The organism is Sphingomonas hankookensis, assembly GCF_022664465.1.
Taxonomy (GTDB): Bacteria; Pseudomonadota; Alphaproteobacteria; order Sphingomonadales; family Sphingomonadaceae; genus Sphingomonas; species Sphingomonas hankookensis.
This window is the reverse complement of record NZ_JAKREV010000001.1, coordinates 385,299-400,602: the sequence shown is the minus strand read 5'-3', so window position 1 is coordinate 400,602 and position 15,304 is coordinate 385,299. Positions and strand designations below refer to the sequence as shown.

The 15,304-nt window shown below is 66.6% G+C and carries 15 protein-coding genes; 6 read left to right on the top strand and 9 right to left on the bottom strand.

Features of this window, described 5'->3' with window-relative positions:
* A complete protein-coding gene (gene mltG / locus MF610_RS01725; RefSeq protein WP_242192384.1) occupies nucleotides 1-969 on the top strand; it encodes an endolytic transglycosylase MltG in 969 nt (322 codons plus the stop codon).
* 224 nt (nucleotides 970-1,193) lie between these two features.
* On the opposite strand, the gene eda is transcribed toward mltG, so the two are convergent.
* From eda to MF610_RS01685, 8 genes are all read right to left on the bottom strand, one after another.
* Entirely contained in the window at nucleotides 1,194-1,802 is a 609-nt protein-coding gene (gene eda / locus MF610_RS01720) for a bifunctional 4-hydroxy-2-oxoglutarate aldolase/2-dehydro-3-deoxy-phosphogluconate aldolase (protein WP_242192383.1), read from the bottom strand.
* On the bottom strand, nucleotides 1,799-2,767 hold the full coding sequence (locus tag MF610_RS01715) for a glucokinase (RefSeq protein ID WP_242192382.1): 969 nt from the start codon (nucleotides 2,765-2,767) through the stop codon (nucleotides 1,799-1,801). Before MF610_RS01715 ends, eda begins: the two co-directional genes overlap by 4 nt.
* Nucleotides 2,768-2,888: 121 nt before the next feature.
* A complete protein-coding gene (edd, locus tag MF610_RS01710) occupies nucleotides 2,889-4,709 on the bottom strand; it encodes a phosphogluconate dehydratase (protein WP_242193550.1) in 1,821 nt (606 codons plus the stop codon).
* Complete coding sequence (pgl, locus tag MF610_RS01705; RefSeq protein ID WP_242192381.1) at nucleotides 4,709-5,413, bottom strand: 6-phosphogluconolactonase; 705 nt, start codon at nucleotides 5,411-5,413, stop codon at nucleotides 4,709-4,711. Before pgl ends, edd begins: the two co-directional genes overlap by 1 nt.
* A 128-nt stretch (nucleotides 5,414-5,541) precedes the next feature.
* A complete protein-coding gene (gene zwf / locus MF610_RS01700) occupies nucleotides 5,542-7,002 on the bottom strand; it encodes a glucose-6-phosphate dehydrogenase (RefSeq protein ID WP_242192380.1) in 1,461 nt (486 codons plus the stop codon).
* Nucleotides 7,003-7,131: 129 nt separating this feature from the next.
* The gene (gene argC / locus MF610_RS01695) at nucleotides 7,132-8,061 is read right to left on the bottom strand and encodes an N-acetyl-gamma-glutamyl-phosphate reductase (protein ID WP_242192379.1); all 930 of its coding nucleotides are present in this window, start codon (nucleotides 8,059-8,061) and stop codon (nucleotides 7,132-7,134) included.
* Nucleotides 8,058-8,855: a C40 family peptidase gene (locus MF610_RS01690; RefSeq protein WP_242192378.1), complete on the bottom strand. Its 798-nt coding sequence runs from the start codon at nucleotides 8,853-8,855 to the stop codon at nucleotides 8,058-8,060. Before MF610_RS01690 ends, argC begins: the two co-directional genes overlap by 4 nt.
* 28 nt (nucleotides 8,856-8,883) lie before the next feature.
* The gene (locus MF610_RS01685; RefSeq protein ID WP_242192377.1) at nucleotides 8,884-9,207 is read right to left on the bottom strand and encodes a MarR family transcriptional regulator; all 324 of its coding nucleotides are present in this window, start codon (nucleotides 9,205-9,207) and stop codon (nucleotides 8,884-8,886) included.
* Between the two features lie 225 nt (nucleotides 9,208-9,432).
* Here MF610_RS01685 and secG point away from each other — a divergent pair, with 225 nt between their 5' ends.
* Nucleotides 9,433-9,795, top strand: a complete 363-nt coding sequence (gene secG / locus MF610_RS01680) for a preprotein translocase subunit SecG (RefSeq protein ID WP_242192376.1) — start codon at nucleotides 9,433-9,435, stop codon at nucleotides 9,793-9,795.
* Nucleotides 9,796-9,891: 96 nt separating this feature from the next.
* The gene (locus tag MF610_RS01675) at nucleotides 9,892-11,541 is read left to right on the top strand and encodes a CTP synthase (protein WP_242192375.1); all 1,650 of its coding nucleotides are present in this window, start codon (nucleotides 9,892-9,894) and stop codon (nucleotides 11,539-11,541) included.
* A gap of 213 nt (nucleotides 11,542-11,754) precedes the next feature.
* On the opposite strand, the gene MF610_RS01670 is transcribed toward MF610_RS01675, so the two are convergent.
* Nucleotides 11,755-12,243, bottom strand: a complete 489-nt coding sequence (locus MF610_RS01670) for an Hsp20 family protein (RefSeq protein WP_242192374.1) — start codon at nucleotides 12,241-12,243, stop codon at nucleotides 11,755-11,757.
* 650 nt (nucleotides 12,244-12,893) lie between these two features.
* On the opposite strand from MF610_RS01670, the gene MF610_RS01665 reads away from it, so the two are divergent.
* From MF610_RS01665 to MF610_RS01655, 3 genes are read left to right on the top strand one after another with little or no spacing between them, the layout of a single operon-like run.
* Nucleotides 12,894-14,144 (top strand): lipoprotein-releasing ABC transporter permease subunit, encoded by a 1,251-nt coding sequence (locus tag MF610_RS01665; RefSeq protein WP_242192373.1) that lies wholly within the window; start codon nucleotides 12,894-12,896, stop codon nucleotides 14,142-14,144.
* Entirely contained in the window at nucleotides 14,137-14,811 is a 675-nt protein-coding gene (locus MF610_RS01660; RefSeq protein WP_242192372.1) for an ABC transporter ATP-binding protein, read from the top strand. The genes MF610_RS01665 and MF610_RS01660 overlap by 8 nt, the downstream gene beginning before the upstream one ends.
* Complete coding sequence (locus MF610_RS01655; RefSeq protein WP_242192371.1) at nucleotides 14,808-15,296, top strand: glutathione peroxidase; 489 nt, start codon at nucleotides 14,808-14,810, stop codon at nucleotides 15,294-15,296. The genes MF610_RS01660 and MF610_RS01655 overlap by 4 nt, the downstream gene beginning before the upstream one ends.
* Nucleotides 15,297-15,304: the final 8 nt, after the last annotated feature.

Sequence of the window (15,304 nt, the reverse complement as noted above, 5' to 3'; positions counted from 1 at the left end):
GTGCGCCGGATCGGTTGCTTCGGCCTGATCGTCGGACTGCTCGCCATCGGCGCGCTGTTCGTGGTGATGCAGGGCTGGGGCGGGGCCGGTCCGGCGAAGCGCACCGTGACGGTCACGGTGCCGCAGGGCGCCAGCCTGTCGGCGGCGGCGGACGAACTGGAAAAGGCGGGGGTGATCCGCTCCGCCGATCGCTTCCGTCTCTACGCGCGCTTCCTCGGCGACGACGAACCGATCCGCGCCGGCGAATATCGCGTGCCGCCGCGCATTTCGCAGTCGGACGTGCTGAAGCTGTTGCAAGGCGGCCGCACGCTGCAACGCTTCGTGATGGTGCCCGAAGGCTGGCCATCGGTGCTGGTACGCGATGCGGTGGCAAAGGCGCCGCAGATGGAGGGCACCGCGCCGCTTCCGGCAGAGGGCAGCATTCTGCCCGACAGCTACAGCTACGAACGCGATGGCGACCGCGCGGTGCTGGTCAAGCGGATGCAGACGGCGATGGACCGCTATCTGGCCGAGGCATGGAAGAAGCGGAAGGCGACGGCGGTGGTGAAGACGCCGCGTGAGGCGATTATTCTCGCGTCGATTGTCGAGAAGGAAACGGCCAAGGCGTCGGAGCGGCGGATGGTCGCCGCGGTGTATTCCAACCGGCTGCGCACGGGGATGCGGTTGCAGGCTGATCCGACGGTCATCTATCCGATTACCCAAGGAAAACCGCTTGGCCGGCGTATCCGCAAGTCGGAGTTGCAGGCGAAGAACGGGTATAACACCTATGCGTCCGCCGGGCTGCCGGTCGGTCCGATCGCCAATCCCGGGCGGGCGTCGATCGATGCGGTGCTCGATCCGGCGGATACGAAGGCGCTGTATTTCGTCGCGGACGGCACCGGCGGGCATGTGTTCGCCGATACGCTGGCCGAGCATAATGCCAATGTGAAGAAGTGGTATGAACTGCGCCGGGCGCGCGGCGAGATGTAGGGTGCGGGGGTGGGACAGCGTTCCCTCCCCGTCGTCACCCCGGATCAGGGCCGGGGTGACGGCTGGTGATGTTCCAGCCGGATCCTCCCCGGTGCGGGGAGGGGACCATGCGCAGCATGGTGGAGGGGGGGGTAGCCGCCTACGCCACGGTATCGTTCGTGGCGCTCCCCCTCCACCATCCGGCTTTGCCGGACGGTCCCCCTCCCCATGAAATGGGGAGGAGTTTAGGCGCGCAATCCGCTTGCCGCGTGCGCCCGGCTTTCGGTTTCGGCATGGGTCGGGCCGACGATCCAGCTGCCGCCGACGCATAGCACCGGATCGAACGCCAGCCATTCGGGTGCGGTCGCTTCGGTAATGCCGCCGGTCGGGCAGAACTTCGCCTGATAGAAGGGCGCGGCGAGCGCCTTCAGTGCCTTGAGCCCGCCCGATGCCTCGGCCGGGAAGAATTTGAAGTGGGTGAGGCCGAGGTCGAGCCCGCGCATGATGTCGCCGGCGTTGGCGATGCCCGGCAGGAACGGTACGCCGCTTTCGATGATCGGGCGGCCGATCGTTTCGGTAAGGCCGGGCGAGACGATGAATTCGCTGCCGGCGTTCATCGCCTGCCGGAATTGTTCGGTGCTGACGACGGTACCGGCACCGACGATCGCGCCCTCGACCTTTTTCATTTCGGCGATCGCTTCGAGCGCGGCGGGCGTGCGCAGCGTCACTTCGAGGACGCGCAGGCCGCCCTTCACCAGCGCTTCGGCCATCGGCCGGGCGTCGGCCGCGTCGTGGACGACGAGGACCGGGATGACCGGGCTGGTTTGCATGATGTCGGAAATGGTGACGGTCATCGTGCGTGCTCCTGAGCGAATGCGGCTGCGGCCCCGAACAGGCCGGGCTGGGGATGGGTGATGAGCTTGACCGAGATGCCGGCCATCAGCTGCTGGAAACGCCCCTTCGAAGTGAAGCGCGTACCGAAGCCGGATTCGAGCAGGTGATCCTTCAGCCGCAGGCCGAGCCCACCGGCGATCACCACCGCCTTTGCCCCGTGCGCCAGCGCGAGGTCGCCGGCAACGGCACCCAGCGTCAGGCAGAACCGGTCGAGCGCGGCGACGGCGATGCTGTCGGTACCGTCCAGCGCGGCGGTCCAGATCGTCTTGTCGTCGCTATGCGGTACCGACACGCCCTCGATCTCGGCAAGGGTTTCGTACCACGCGACGATCGACGGGCCGGCACAGGCACGCTCGGTCGATCCGCGCCCATGGGCGCGGCGCAGGCGCCGGAGCAACGCGTCCTCGATCCCGTCGAGCGGCGCGAAATCCTGATGCCCGCCCTCGGTTTCCAGTACGTGATAGCGCTCGTCGGTGCGTAGCAGCTGCGCGACGCCAAGGCCGGTGCCGGGGCCGCAGATGGTGACGACGCCCTTGTCGGGCAGCGGGCCTTCGGGACCGCACAGATGGATGAAATCGTCATCCGCGACCTGCGCCACGGCATGGCCGACCGCGCCGAAATCGTTGATGATCGTCCAGGTATCGACCCCCAGCCGCTCCTTCATCAGCGGCGGGCGGATGATCCACGGATTGTTGGTGAACTTGATCAGCGTGTCGTTGACCGGCGAGGCGACGGCGAGGCTGGCGGCGGGGGGTAGGGGGCGGCCCAGATCGCGTTCGAACGCGCGCCATGCGAGTTGCAGACTGCCATGTTCGGCGACCTTCTGCGTGATCGGTTCGCCCAGATGGACGACGCGGCCGTCCTCTACCTGGGCGATCGCGAAGCGGGCGTGGGTGCCGCCAATATCTACCGCAACGACTTCCATGACCTCTCCCTTATGTCCCGGTTGCGTATCCCCGCGTGGGCGGGGATCCAGAGCCGCGCGCGTATCGCCTGTGGCTCCGGACCCCCGCCTCCGCGGGGGTACGGTTAGGTGTTGGCGGGCGTTAAAGCCCCGCCGCGGCCAGCATCGCCGATGCGCCGGCTTCCGCTTCGCTCGCGCCCTGGCGCATCATCGCAAAGATTTCGCGCCCGGTGCCGTCCGCCGGTGGCGGGACCGGCGCATGGTCGCGCGCGGCCCATTCGTCGGCCGGGACCAAAGCCTCCAGCGTGTTGGCATTGGCGTCGAGGCGGATGACGTCGCCGTCGCGCAGCTTGCCGATCGGACCGCCGCCCAGCGCCTCGGGCGACAAATGGATCGCCGCCGGCACCTTGCCCGACGCGCCCGACATGCGCCCGTCGGTGACCAGCGCAACGCGGAAGCCGCGATTCTGCAGCACGCCCAGCGGCGGGGTCAGCTTGTGCAGTTCGGGCATGCCGTTGGCACGCGGGCCCTGATGACGGACGACGACGACGACGTCGCGGTCGAGTTCGCCGGCCTTGAACGCGGTCTGCACCGCTGCCTGATCGCTGAACACACGGCATGGGGCTTCGATCACCCAGCGATCGGGGTCGACCGCCGACACCTTGATGCAGGCGCGACCGATATTGCCCTGCAGGATGCGGAACCCGCCTTCTGCCGCGAACGGTGCGTCGATCGTGCGGACGATGGTGTCGTCGCCGCTGACCGGCGCATGGTCCTTCCAAACCAGTTGATCGTCCTCGATGGTCGACTGGCGGCCATAGGCGGCCATGCCGTCCTTCGCGATGGTCAGCACGTCGCCGTGCAGCAGCCCGCCGCGCAGCAGTTCGCGGATGACGAAGGACGGGCCGCCGGCATCCTCGAACCCGTTCACATCGGCCGATCCGTTGGGATAGACGCGGGTCAGCAGCGGCACGACCTCGCTCAACCGGTTGAAATCGTCCCAGTCGATGATGATCCCGGCGCAGCGCGCGATGGCGGGCAGGTGGATCAGGTGGTTGGTCGATCCGCCGGTGGCGAGCAGGACGATCGCGGCGTTCACGATCGCCTTTTCATCGACAACCCGGCCGATCGGGCGATAGTCGTCGCCGTCCCAGCCGATCTCGGCGAGGCGGTGCACGGCGTACCGCGTCAGTTCCTGCCGGCGCTTGGTGCCCGGATTGGCGAAGGCGGCGTCGGGGACGTGCAGGCCCATCGCCTCGACCATCATCTGGTTCGAATTGGCGGTGCCGTAGAAGGTGCAGGTCCCCTTGCCATGATAGGCGGCGATTTCGGCGTCGAGCAGTTCCTCGCGGCCGACTTTCCCTTCCGCATAGGCTTCGCGAACCGCCGCCTTCTGCTTGTTGGGGATGCCCGACCGCATCGGCCCGCCGGGGATCAGCACCATCGGCAGGTGGCCGAAGCGCAGCGCGCCCATCAGCAGCCCCGGCACGATCTTGTCACAGATGCCGAGCAAGGCCGCGCCCTCGAACGTGCCGTGGCTGAGCGCAACCGCAGTCGACAGCGCGATGGTGTCGCGGCTGAACAGCGACAGCTCCATGCCGGGAAAGCCCTGCGTCACGCCGTCGCACATCGCCGGTACGCCGCCCGCGACCTGCGCGGTCACGCCCGCTTCGCGCGCCCAGACCTTCATCTGTTCGGGATAGCGGTAATAGGGCGCGTGCGCCGACAGCATGTCGTTATACGCGGTGACGATACCGATGTTCATCCGGTTGGCCGGCCGCATCGCGTCGCGATCCTCGTCGGTGCCGGCATAGGCGTGGGCAAGGTTGGCGCAGCCCAGCATCGGCCGGTCGACGCCGCTCTCGCGCTCCCGGTCGATCAGCGCGAGATAGGCGGCGCGCTTGTCACGCGATGCCTCGATGATCCGGTCGGTGACGGCGGCGATCGTGGCGTTGAGTACCATCATGCGTTCCAGTGAATATCGACGGGAAGTTCGACTTCGGCCAGCACGCGGCCGATCGGATAGGCGGACGATGCGCCCTGATCGATCGCGCGTTCGAGCACCGATTTCTTTTCGTCGCCGGTGATGGCGATCATCAGCGCGCGGGCCGATGCGATCGCGGCGTGGCTGAGCGTCACGCGCGCGACGGGTGCCTCGGGCGGGAGCGGGTCGGGCATCACGCCCAGTGCGCGGCGTTCCTTCGGCCCGGTCAGCGCCTCGGTCAGGTCGGGGCCGGGGAAGATCGACGCGGTATGCCCATCGGCGCCCATGCCGAGCAGGCAGAGGTCGAGCGGCCAGTGCAGGTCCTGCAACCGCGCATCCGCCGCGCGGCCGGCGGCCTTGTAATCCGGCGCCTTTTCGGCGGTCAGCGGGATCACCCGCGCGCCCTTGGGCAGGAAGATCTTGGCAAGGCCGGTGACGTTCGACAGCGCGTCGCCCATCGGCACGATGCGGTCGTCGGTGGGGACGATCGTCACGCGCTTCCAGTCGAGCTTGGCCTTGACCAGCTTGTCATAGATCGGGGCCGGGGTGCGACCGCCGGCCAGCGCGATCACCGCCGCGCCGCGCGCGTCGATCGCCGATTCGATGATGAACTGGATGTCCCCGGCAAGGGCGTCGGCAAATTCGGCGGGTTCATCATATTCCCACCATTCGATCTCGGTCATGTGTCTCTTATCCTGCAAAAATCCGTTTGGTTCGAGCTTGTCGAGAACGACTTCTCGACGGACGCATCTCGACAAGCTCGATGCTGCTCGAAGCGAGCGGAGGACTTGGACGGGAGCGCGTCAGCCGCTCACTCGTTCCACGTCACCCCGTCGCGTTCGGTCAGCGCGACGCTGGCATTCGGTCCCCAGCTGCCCGACGGATAACCCCTGGGGCTGGTGCCATTGGCCTTCCACCCGTCGCGGATGGCGTCGATCCAGACCCATTGCGCCTCCACCTCGTCGCGGCGGACGAACAGCGTCGGGTCGCCCTCGATCAGGTCGAGCAGCAGCCGTTCGTATGCAATGCGGCGGCGGGTGCCGGCAAAGGCGGTGGTGAGCGACAGGTCGAGCGGCACCTCGCGCAGGCGGACGCCGTCGCGGTCGAGGCCGGGTTCCTTGGCCATCACCAGCAGGCGGACATATTCCTCCGGCTGAAGGCGGATGACCAGCGTGTTCGGCTGCAACTGTCCGCCGCGATCGGCGAAGATCGAATGCGGCACCGGCTTGAACTGGATCGAAATTTCCGAATGGCGGTCCTGCATCCGCTTGCCGGTGCGCAGGTAGAAGGGCACGCCCTGCCAGCGCCAGTTGTCGACATGCGCCTTTACCGCGACGAAGGTTTCGGTATCCGAATCCTTGCCCAGCTCCTCGTCATAGCCGCGGACGATCTCGCCCTTCACCGCGCCGGTGTCATACTGGCCGGTGACGGTGTGGGTGTTGACTTCTTCGGGACCGATCTTGCGCAGCGAGCGCAGGACCTTGACCTTTTCGTCGCGGATCGAGGTGCCGTCGAAGCGCGCGGGCGGCTCCATCGCGATCAGCGCGACCAGTTGCAGGACATGGTTCTGCACCATGTCGCGCAGCGCGCCGACTTCGTCATAATAGCCCGCGCGCCCTTCGAGGCCGACGGTTTCCGAGATGGTGATCTGGACGTTGTCGATGCCGCGGGCGTTCCACACAGGCTCGAACATCGCATTGCCGAAGCGCAGCGCGAGGATGTTCTGGACGGTTTCCTTGCCGAGATAATGGTCGATCCGGTAGGTCCGCTCTTCCGGGAAGGCGGCGGCGACCAGATCGTTGATCTCGCGGCTGGACTTCAAATCCTTGCCCAACGGTTTTTCGAGGCTGATGCGGACGTTGGGACCGGCGAGGCCGGCGCTTTTCAGGCCGGTGATGGTCGGGCCGAACAGCCACGGCGCGGTCGACAGGAAAATGGCGAGCCCGCCCGAAATGTCGCCCAGCTTTTCGGCCAGTGCGCCGAAGCCGTCGACGTTCGATGCGTCGAGCGGCTGATAGTGGAGGCGCGCGAGAAAGCCGTCGATCGCCGCTTCGTCCTTGCGGTCGTCGGGCAGGAACTGGTCGAGTGCATGCTTGGCAAAGTCCCGGAACCCCGCATCGTCATGCTCGTGCCGGGCGGTGCCGGTGATCGTCAGCCCTTCGGGCAGCAGGTTGTCGGCGTGCAGGCCGTAGAGCGAGGGGAGCAGCATCCGCTGCGACAGATCCCCCGTCGCGCCGAACAACAGCAGCTTCGCTACCGGTTGCCTCGTCATGCAAGCTCCTGTTTTCCAAAAATCGAAATCCCATGGGCTCCTAGCAGCCTATTTCGCAAACGCGAAGGCGGCATGGCTATGCGATGCGCAACGATTGCTTCGTTCGTTACGAAATTGCGTGGGAAGCCCCTACAGCGTCAGCCCGGCGGTCTGGTCGAACCCGGCCATCAGGTTAAAGTTCTGCACCGCGGCGCCAGATGCGCCCTTGCCCAGATTGTCGAGCGTCGCGACGAGCCGCGCCTGGCCGGTGTCCATGTTGCCGAAGACGCGCAGCGTCAGGCGGTCGGTGCCGGCATCGGCCTCGATAGGGATGGCGCTATCGTCGCCGGGCAGGACGCGTACGACGGGCGATTCGCGATAGGCTTCCTGTAGCGCGGCCTCGATCGCTGACAGGCTGGGGCGGCGGTGGAAGGCGAAGAGCGGCAACGGCACTTCGACCACCATCCCGCGATAGGTGCGCGCGACCGATGGCTGGAACAGCGGCGGATGGGCGAGGCGGGCGTGGCGCTGCATCTCGGGCACATGCTTGTGTGCGAGCGTCAGGCCGTAGCCGAGCCACGCGGTGTCGGTCTCACCATTCTCGAACGCGGCGATCATCGCCTTGCCGCCGCCCGAATAGCCCGACACCGCGTTCACGCTGACCGGCCAGTCGTGCGGGACCAGCCCGGCACGGACCAGCGGACGGACGAGCGCGAGGAAGCCGGTCGGGTAGCAGCCGGGGTTCGACACCCGCATCGCGGTGGCGATCGCGCCGGGTTGCGACGGTTCGAGTTCGGCCATGCCGTACGTCCAGCCATCGGCGACACGGTACGCGGTCGAGGCGTCGATGACGCGGGTGCGATCATTGTCGATCATCGCCACCGCTTCCCGTGCGGCATCGTCGGGGAGGCAGAGGATGACGAAATCGGCGTCGTTCAGCGCCTCGCGCCGCGCGGTGGCATCCTTGCGCCGCGTATCGTCGAGCGTGATGAAGTCGACCTCCGACCGGCCGGACAGCCGATCGGCGATTTCGAGGCCGGTCGTGCCAGCGGCACCGTCGATGAACACGCGGACGGTCATGCAGGGCGCCTCCGGGCGGTAACGGGGCCGAAGCGATCGAGCGCGGCGACGGGTTCGCAGCGCACGGTGCCATCGGCATGGATCACGGTATCGGCATCGACCAGCATCGCGACGTGCCCGGCAAAGAACAGCAGGTCGCCGCGCCGGAGCGTATCGCCCTCGGCCAAGGGCGTGCCGAAGTCGTCCGCCTGCAGATCGACGAAGCGGGGCGGAGGCGTCCCGGCCAGCGACCACGCCAGAAAGATCAGCCCCGCCGCATCGACGCCTTCGCCCGACCGGCCGCCGGCAACGGCTGCAACGCCCTGCAGCGCCAGCGCATGCTCGACGGCATCGCCGATCGTATCGCTCAGCGGCAGGAGCGTCGCCGACGCGACATAGCCGCCATCGACCTCACACCAGTCGTCGTTGACCGGCGTCGCCGCGACTCGCGTGCCGATCGGCAGGGTGAAGGGGAGGGGCCGCGCGCTCGACGGGTCGGCGTGGACAAGCGCCGTGGCAGCGATCACGACATGCGAAACGTCGAACTGCTCGACCAGACTGTCCCGCGCAACGAAGCCGACCGTGCCGTCGATCGGCGATCGGCCCCAGCCATGGGTCGAGGTGAATTCGAGGACATCGAACGGCTCGCCGGCCAGCGCCTGCGACAGCACCGGCCCGCCGGCCGTTTCGAGAACAGGAGTGGCGCGACCGACCGTGCGGCGCGCCGGTACGGCATAATGCGGCGCGAAGACGCGCTCGGCGAGGCGGATATCGGCCAGATCGCGGCGGACCGCGTCGACCCGGGAATCGAGCACGGCCGATCGCGTCCTCAGGGCAAAGCGTTTACGCGCTGGCGTGCCGCCGGTGGTAGTCGACGCCGTCGCCGCCCATGAACTGCCCGAACTCTGCAAGAAAATTTGCCCCTTCGCTGGTCTGCGCGACGAAGATGTTGCGCTTGTCGGCATCGTCGCGTTGGCGGCGGAGATAGCCGAGCGTGCCCAATCGATTCAAGGCGCGCGTTACGACCGGTTTGGAGACGTTGAGCGCACGGGCAAGGCCGCGCACCGTATGGGGGCCGGGTTGCAGATAGACGATCATCATGAGCGCCATCTGACGGTTGGTCAGGTCCGGCTCGCCAGAGCGGACATAATCGACCAGGCCGTCCATCCATTTCTTGAGAGGAATCGTAGGGAACATCGCTGGAACCTAACGTCGGTACAAGGCCGTAGGGCGGGGTCGAAAGATGAACGTCGCAATCGCGCGCTTGGTTTCCCGGTCGATACGATAATGTTACAGAAGGAACGCTGGCGCTCAGTTGATCGGGCGGCTTCGCTCGCCTATGTGGCGCCCTTCGACACCCGCACTCCCTTCTTTCGGAAATGTTCCCCGACCATGTTCACCTTCCTGCTCGTCGTTCATGCGATCATCGCCGCGCTGCTCGTGGCCGTGATCCTCATGCAGAAGTCGGAAGGTGGCGGGCTGACCACCGGCGGTAGCCCGTCGGGCCTGATGTCGGCACGCGGTGCTGCCGATTTCCTGACGCGGGCGACGGCGGTGCTGGCCGGGCTGTTCATCGTGATGAGCATTTCGCTGGCGGTGATCGCCGCGAATCGGGGCGGCGGTACGTCGATCGATACCTCGCTGGCGCGGCCGACGACTCCGCCGCCCGCCGCCACCGCGCCGGTCAATCCGGCCGCCGATCCGATCGGCAACCTGACCGGTGCCGACAACGGCGCGGTCCCGCTGGCCCGCTAAAAACCCCTTTCCATCCACCGGTCCGTCGTATTTCGCGGGCGCAGGAGCAATCCTGTGCTTGGCGGCGATGGCGTTCGACGCTAGGCGATATCTCCCATGGCGCGGTATATTTTCATCACCGGCGGCGTGGTCTCGTCGCTCGGCAAGGGGCTCATGGCAGCCTCGCTCGCAGCACTCTTGCAGGCACGCGGCTACAAGGTCCGCATCCGCAAGTTCGATCCCTATCTGAACGTCGATCCGGGCACGATGTCGCCCTATCAGCATGGCGAAGTCTATGTGACCGACGACGGGGCGGAAACCGACCTTGACCTCGGTCACTATGAACGCTTCACCGGTGTGGCGGCGCATCAGTCGGACAACGTCACCTCCGGCCGCATCTACCAGACGATCATCCAGCGCGAGCGGCGCGGCGATTATCTGGGCGCCACGGTGCAGGTGGTCCCGCACGTCACCGACGCGATCAAGGCGTTCGCACAGGCCGATACCGTCGACGACGACGGGCAGGACCTCGATTTCGTGCTGTGCGAGATCGGCGGGACGGTCGGCGATATCGAATCGCTGCCGTTCATCGAGGCGATTCGCCAGCTGAAGAACGATTTGGGCCGGGGCCGCTCGATCAGCATCCACGTCACGCTGGTGCCGTATATCGCGGCAGCGGGCGAGCTGAAGACGAAGCCGACGCAGCATTCGGTGCGCGAGCTGGCGGCGCTGGGCGTACAGCCCGACGTGCTGGTCTGCCGCTGTGAAAAGCCGCTGCCGGCGAGCGAACGGGCGAAGATCGCGCTGTTCTGCAACGTGCCGGCCGCGGCGGTCATCCCCGCGCTCGACGCGTCGAGCATCTATGCGGTGCCCGAACAATATCATGCCGAGGGGCTGGACGCCGAAGTGTTGCGTGCGTTCGGCATCGAGCCCGGCGACGCCCCCGACCTGTCGCGCTGGTCCGACATCATGGACCGGCTGCAGAACCCCGAGGGCGAAGTGACGATCGGCGTGGTCGGCAAATATGTCGGGCTGCAGGATGCGTACAAGTCGCTGAACGAGGCGCTGGTCCATGGCGGCATTGCCAACCGGGTGAAGGTCAAGATCCGCTGGATCGACGCCGAACTGTTCGAGGGCGATCACGACATGGTCGCGGCCGAACTGGAACCGTGCCACGCCATCCTCGTCCCCGGTGCGTTCGGGGAACGCGGTGCCGAGGGCAAGATCGCCAGCGTCCGCTTCGCGCGGACTCGGAAAGTGCCGTATTTCGGCATCTGCTTCGGGATGCAGATGGCGTGCATCGAAGGGGTGCGCGATATCGGCGGTATCGCCAATGCCTCGTCGACCGAGTTCGGGCCGACCGAGGAGCCGGTGGTCGGCATGATCACCGAATGGATGACCCCCGAAGGCATCCAGAAGCGCGAATCGGACGGCGATCTGGGCGGCACGATGCGGCTGGGCGCCTATGAAGCGTCGCTGGCAGGCAATTCGGTGGTCGCGTCGATCTATGGCGGGACCAGCATCAGCGAGCGGCATCGCCATCGCTACGAAGTGAACACCGGCTATCGCGAGATGCTCGAATCGGGCGGGCTGGTGTTCTCCGGCATGTCACCCGACGGCATGTTGCCGGAAATTGTCGAGCGACCCGACCATCCGTGGTTCGTCGGCGTGCAGTTCCACCCGGAGCTGAAGTCGAAGCCGTTCGACCCGCATCCGCTGTTCGCGAGCTTCATCGCGGCGGCGGTGAAGCAGTCGCGGTTGGTTTGAGGGCGTTCGCCCTCCAATTCGTCATTCCCGCGAAGGCGGGAATCCATAAACGCAGCGATCGCGACTCCAGCACGAACGTTAGCGCATATGGATTCCCGCCTTCGCGGGAATGACGGTCTAGCCGGTAGGTTCACCCGAAACACGAACGGGCGCCCGAACCAGATAGGTCCGGGCGCCCGCCCACGGCGCGCAAGGGAGCGACGCGCCGTAGGGTTATGCTGCGTGTGCCGCGTCGTCGTCCTTGACGGCATCGTTGGCGATCACTGGCTGGGCGGTGGTTTCGCCGATCGCCACGCGGCGCGGCTTCATCGCATCGGGAACCTCGCGGCGCAGGTCGATGGTCAGCAGGCCATCGGCCAGGTCGGCGCTTTCCACGACGATGAAATCGGCCAGTTCGAAACGACGCTCGAAGCTGCGGTTGGCAATGCCCAGGTGCAGGACCGCGCTCTTCTGCGCATCGGTCTGGTCGGCCTTGCGGCCCGAGACGACGAGCAGATTCTGCTGGGCGGTGATCTCCACCTCGCCCCGCTTGAAGCCGGCGACCGCCAGCGTGATGCGGTAGCGATCTTCGGCGACGCGTTCGAGGTTGAAGGGCGGGTAGTTCTCGCTCGTGGTCGTCCGCGCGTTGTTTTCGAGCAGGTCGAACAGGCGGTCGAAACCGATGGTCGAGCGGCGATAGGGGGTGAAATCGAAGCTACGCATGTCAAATCCTCCAAAAGAAGCGAGTTGATCCGATCGGCATCCGGAGCGCCCGCGATGCCCGTTCGTGAACGGCCCCGGAGGCACCGTTCACGAACCGATATGGTTCGCGATCAAAGGGGTTCAAGGGGATTTGGCGGCAGTTTTTTGTGGCGTTGCGCGTACTTCTTCCACCAGCAAAGCTACGTCACCCCAGCGCAGGCTGGGGTCTCTCGCGGCTCTTGTCTCGTACTGCCACGGGTAGATCCCGGCCTGCGCCGGGGCGACGAATATGGTGATGGGGTAGGGCGAAGCTGGTCGATGTGGGATCGGGAGCGAAGGGGCATAGGCCCAAACGCCAAACGGCCGGACTGTCGCCAGCCCGGCCGCCTGCGTGACGATCGCTCGTCAGCCCCCTTGGTTGCCACCGCTTCTACGCCCCTTCCCCCCTTCCAGGGCGGAGCCGGTTGGCCTCCCCGAACCGTGGCCTGTATTGCCTGCGCTTCGTGGGGTCGTCGTAGGATGCCTGTGCCCGCCTGTCACCGGGGGAGCGGCATGTTTGCTACGGTTTTGCTAACCATGTGTCGATTCGGCAACAGCATAGATTGCCGCGCGCGCTTCGCCTACCTACAGCGCCAACTTGCGTCCCCCGTGTCAGGATATCGACCGCCCCTATGCTGCTATCGCGTTACGAGCGGATGATCGCCCGCCGCTATCTGCTCCCCGGCCGGGGGGAGGCGTTCATCGCGCTGGTCGCTTCGATCAGCCTCGTCGCGGTCATGCTGGGCGTCGCCGCGCTGGTCATCGTCATGAGCGTGATGAACGGGTTCCGGGCCGAGCTGTTCGACAAGATCGTCGGGCTGAACGGCCATGCGCTGATCCAGGGATATAACAACCAGCTGCCCGACTGGCGCAACATCGCGGCGGAGGCGCGGCGGACGCCGGGCGTCACCAGCGCGACGCCGTTGATCGAACAGCCGCTGTTCGCGACCTATAACGGGCGGTCCGAGTTCATCCTGATGCGCGGCATGCGGGTCGAGGATATCCGGGGCACGCCGACGATCCGCGACAATGTGAAGCTGGGCACGCTGAACGCGGTGACGCCGGGCAGCGGCAACGTCATCATCGGCAGCCGGCTGGCGCAGGCGCTGGGCGTCACCATCGGCAGCGAGATCACGATCATCAGTCCGCAGGGACCGACGACCCCGTTCGGCACGATGATCCGGCAGGTGCCGTACCGCATCGCCGCGATCATCGAGGTCGGGGTCTACGACCTCGACAAGGCATACGTCATCATGCCGATCGAGGATGCGCAGACGCTGCTGCTGAGCGGCGACACGGTCGGATCGATCGAGCTGGAGACGACCAATCCCGACAAGGTGCAGGACATTGTCGCGCCACTCGCCCGTAAATATGTCGCCAGCGCGCAGATCGTCGACTGGCGCCAGTTGAACGGCGAGCTGTTTCAGGCGCTGGCGGTCGACCGGATCGTGACCTTCACCGTATTGTCGATCCTGATCCTGATCGCGGTGTTCAACATCCTGTCGTCGCTGATCATGCTGGTCCGGGCCAAGACGCGCGACATCGCGATCCTGCGGACGATGGGCGCGACGCGCGGCGGGTTGCTGCGCATCTTCATGACGGTCGGCACGACCATCGGCGCGCTGGGCGTCGGCGCGGGGCTGGTGCTGGGCTTCGTCTTCCTCGCGTTCCGCCAGCAGGTGGTAAGCGCGATCGGCGCGGTTACGGGGATCGACATCTGGGACCCGACGATGCGCTACCTGACCGAACTGCCGTCGAAGGTCGATCCGGTCGAGATCGTCACCATCGCGCTGGTTGCGTTGCTCTTCTCGTTCCTCGCCACGCTGTATCCGGCGTTCAAGGCGGCCAATACCGATCCCGTGCAGGTGCTGCGTTATGACTGAGTCGGTTCTCGAAACGCGGGGCCTCCGCCGCAGCTTCACGCAGGGCGAGGCGACGATCGATGTGCTGCGCGGGGTCGAGCTGACCGTCGCACCGGGCGAGATCGTCGCGCTGCTGGGGCCGTCGGGGTCGGGCAAATCGACGCTGTTGCAGGCGGTCGGGCTGCTGGAGGGCGGGTTCGAGGGCGAAATCCTGGTGTGCGGCGAACAGCTTGCCAAGGCCGGCGCGCATCGCCGGACCGAGGTGCGGCGCGACCGGATGGGCTTCATCTACCAGTTCCACCACCTGCTGCCCGATTTCAACGCGGTCGAGAATGTCGTCCTGCCGCAGCTGGTGCAGGGCCGCGGCCGCGCCGAGGCGGATGCGCGGGCGACCGAATTGCTGAGCGCGCTGGGCCTCTCACAGCGGCTGCACCACCGGCCGAGCCAGTTGTCGGGCGGCGAGCAGCAGCGGGTGGCGGTGGCGCGCGCGCTGTCGAACCGGCCGGCGCTGGTGCTGGCGGACGAGCCGACCGGCAATCTGGACGAGGCGACGGCGGACGTGGTGTTCGCCGAATTCCTGCGGCTGGTGCGTGGACAGGGGTCGGCGGCGCTGGTCGCGACGCATAACGAACGGCTGGCCAGCCGGATGGACCGGGTGGTGCGGCTGCACGACGGGGTGTTGCGATGAGCGATCTGTACGACGTGGCGGTGCGAACCGCCGATGGGGCCGAGACGACGCTGGCGGGCTATCGCGGCAAGGTACTGCTGATCGTCAACGTTGCGTCGAAATGCGGTTTCACCCCGCAATATGCCGGGCTGGAGGCGCTGCACCGGCGCTATGGCGAACGGGGGTTCGCGGTGTTGGGGTTTCCCTGCAACCAGTTCGGGGCGCAGGAACCGGGCGATGCGGCGGAGATCGCGTCCTTCTGTTCGCTAACCTACGACGTCAGCTTTCCGGTGTTCGGGAAGGTGGACGTCAATGGCGCCGATGCCGCGCCGGTGTTCCGGGCATTGAAGAAGGCGGCACCGGGCGTGCTGGGCAGCGAAGCGGTGAAGTGGAACTTCACCAAGTTCCTGGTCGGGCGCGACGGTGAGGTGACGCGGTTCGCGCCGACGACCAAGCCGGAAGAGCTGGCCGGCGCGATCGAGGCGGCGTTGGTCGAACCGTCCTGATCGTCGGC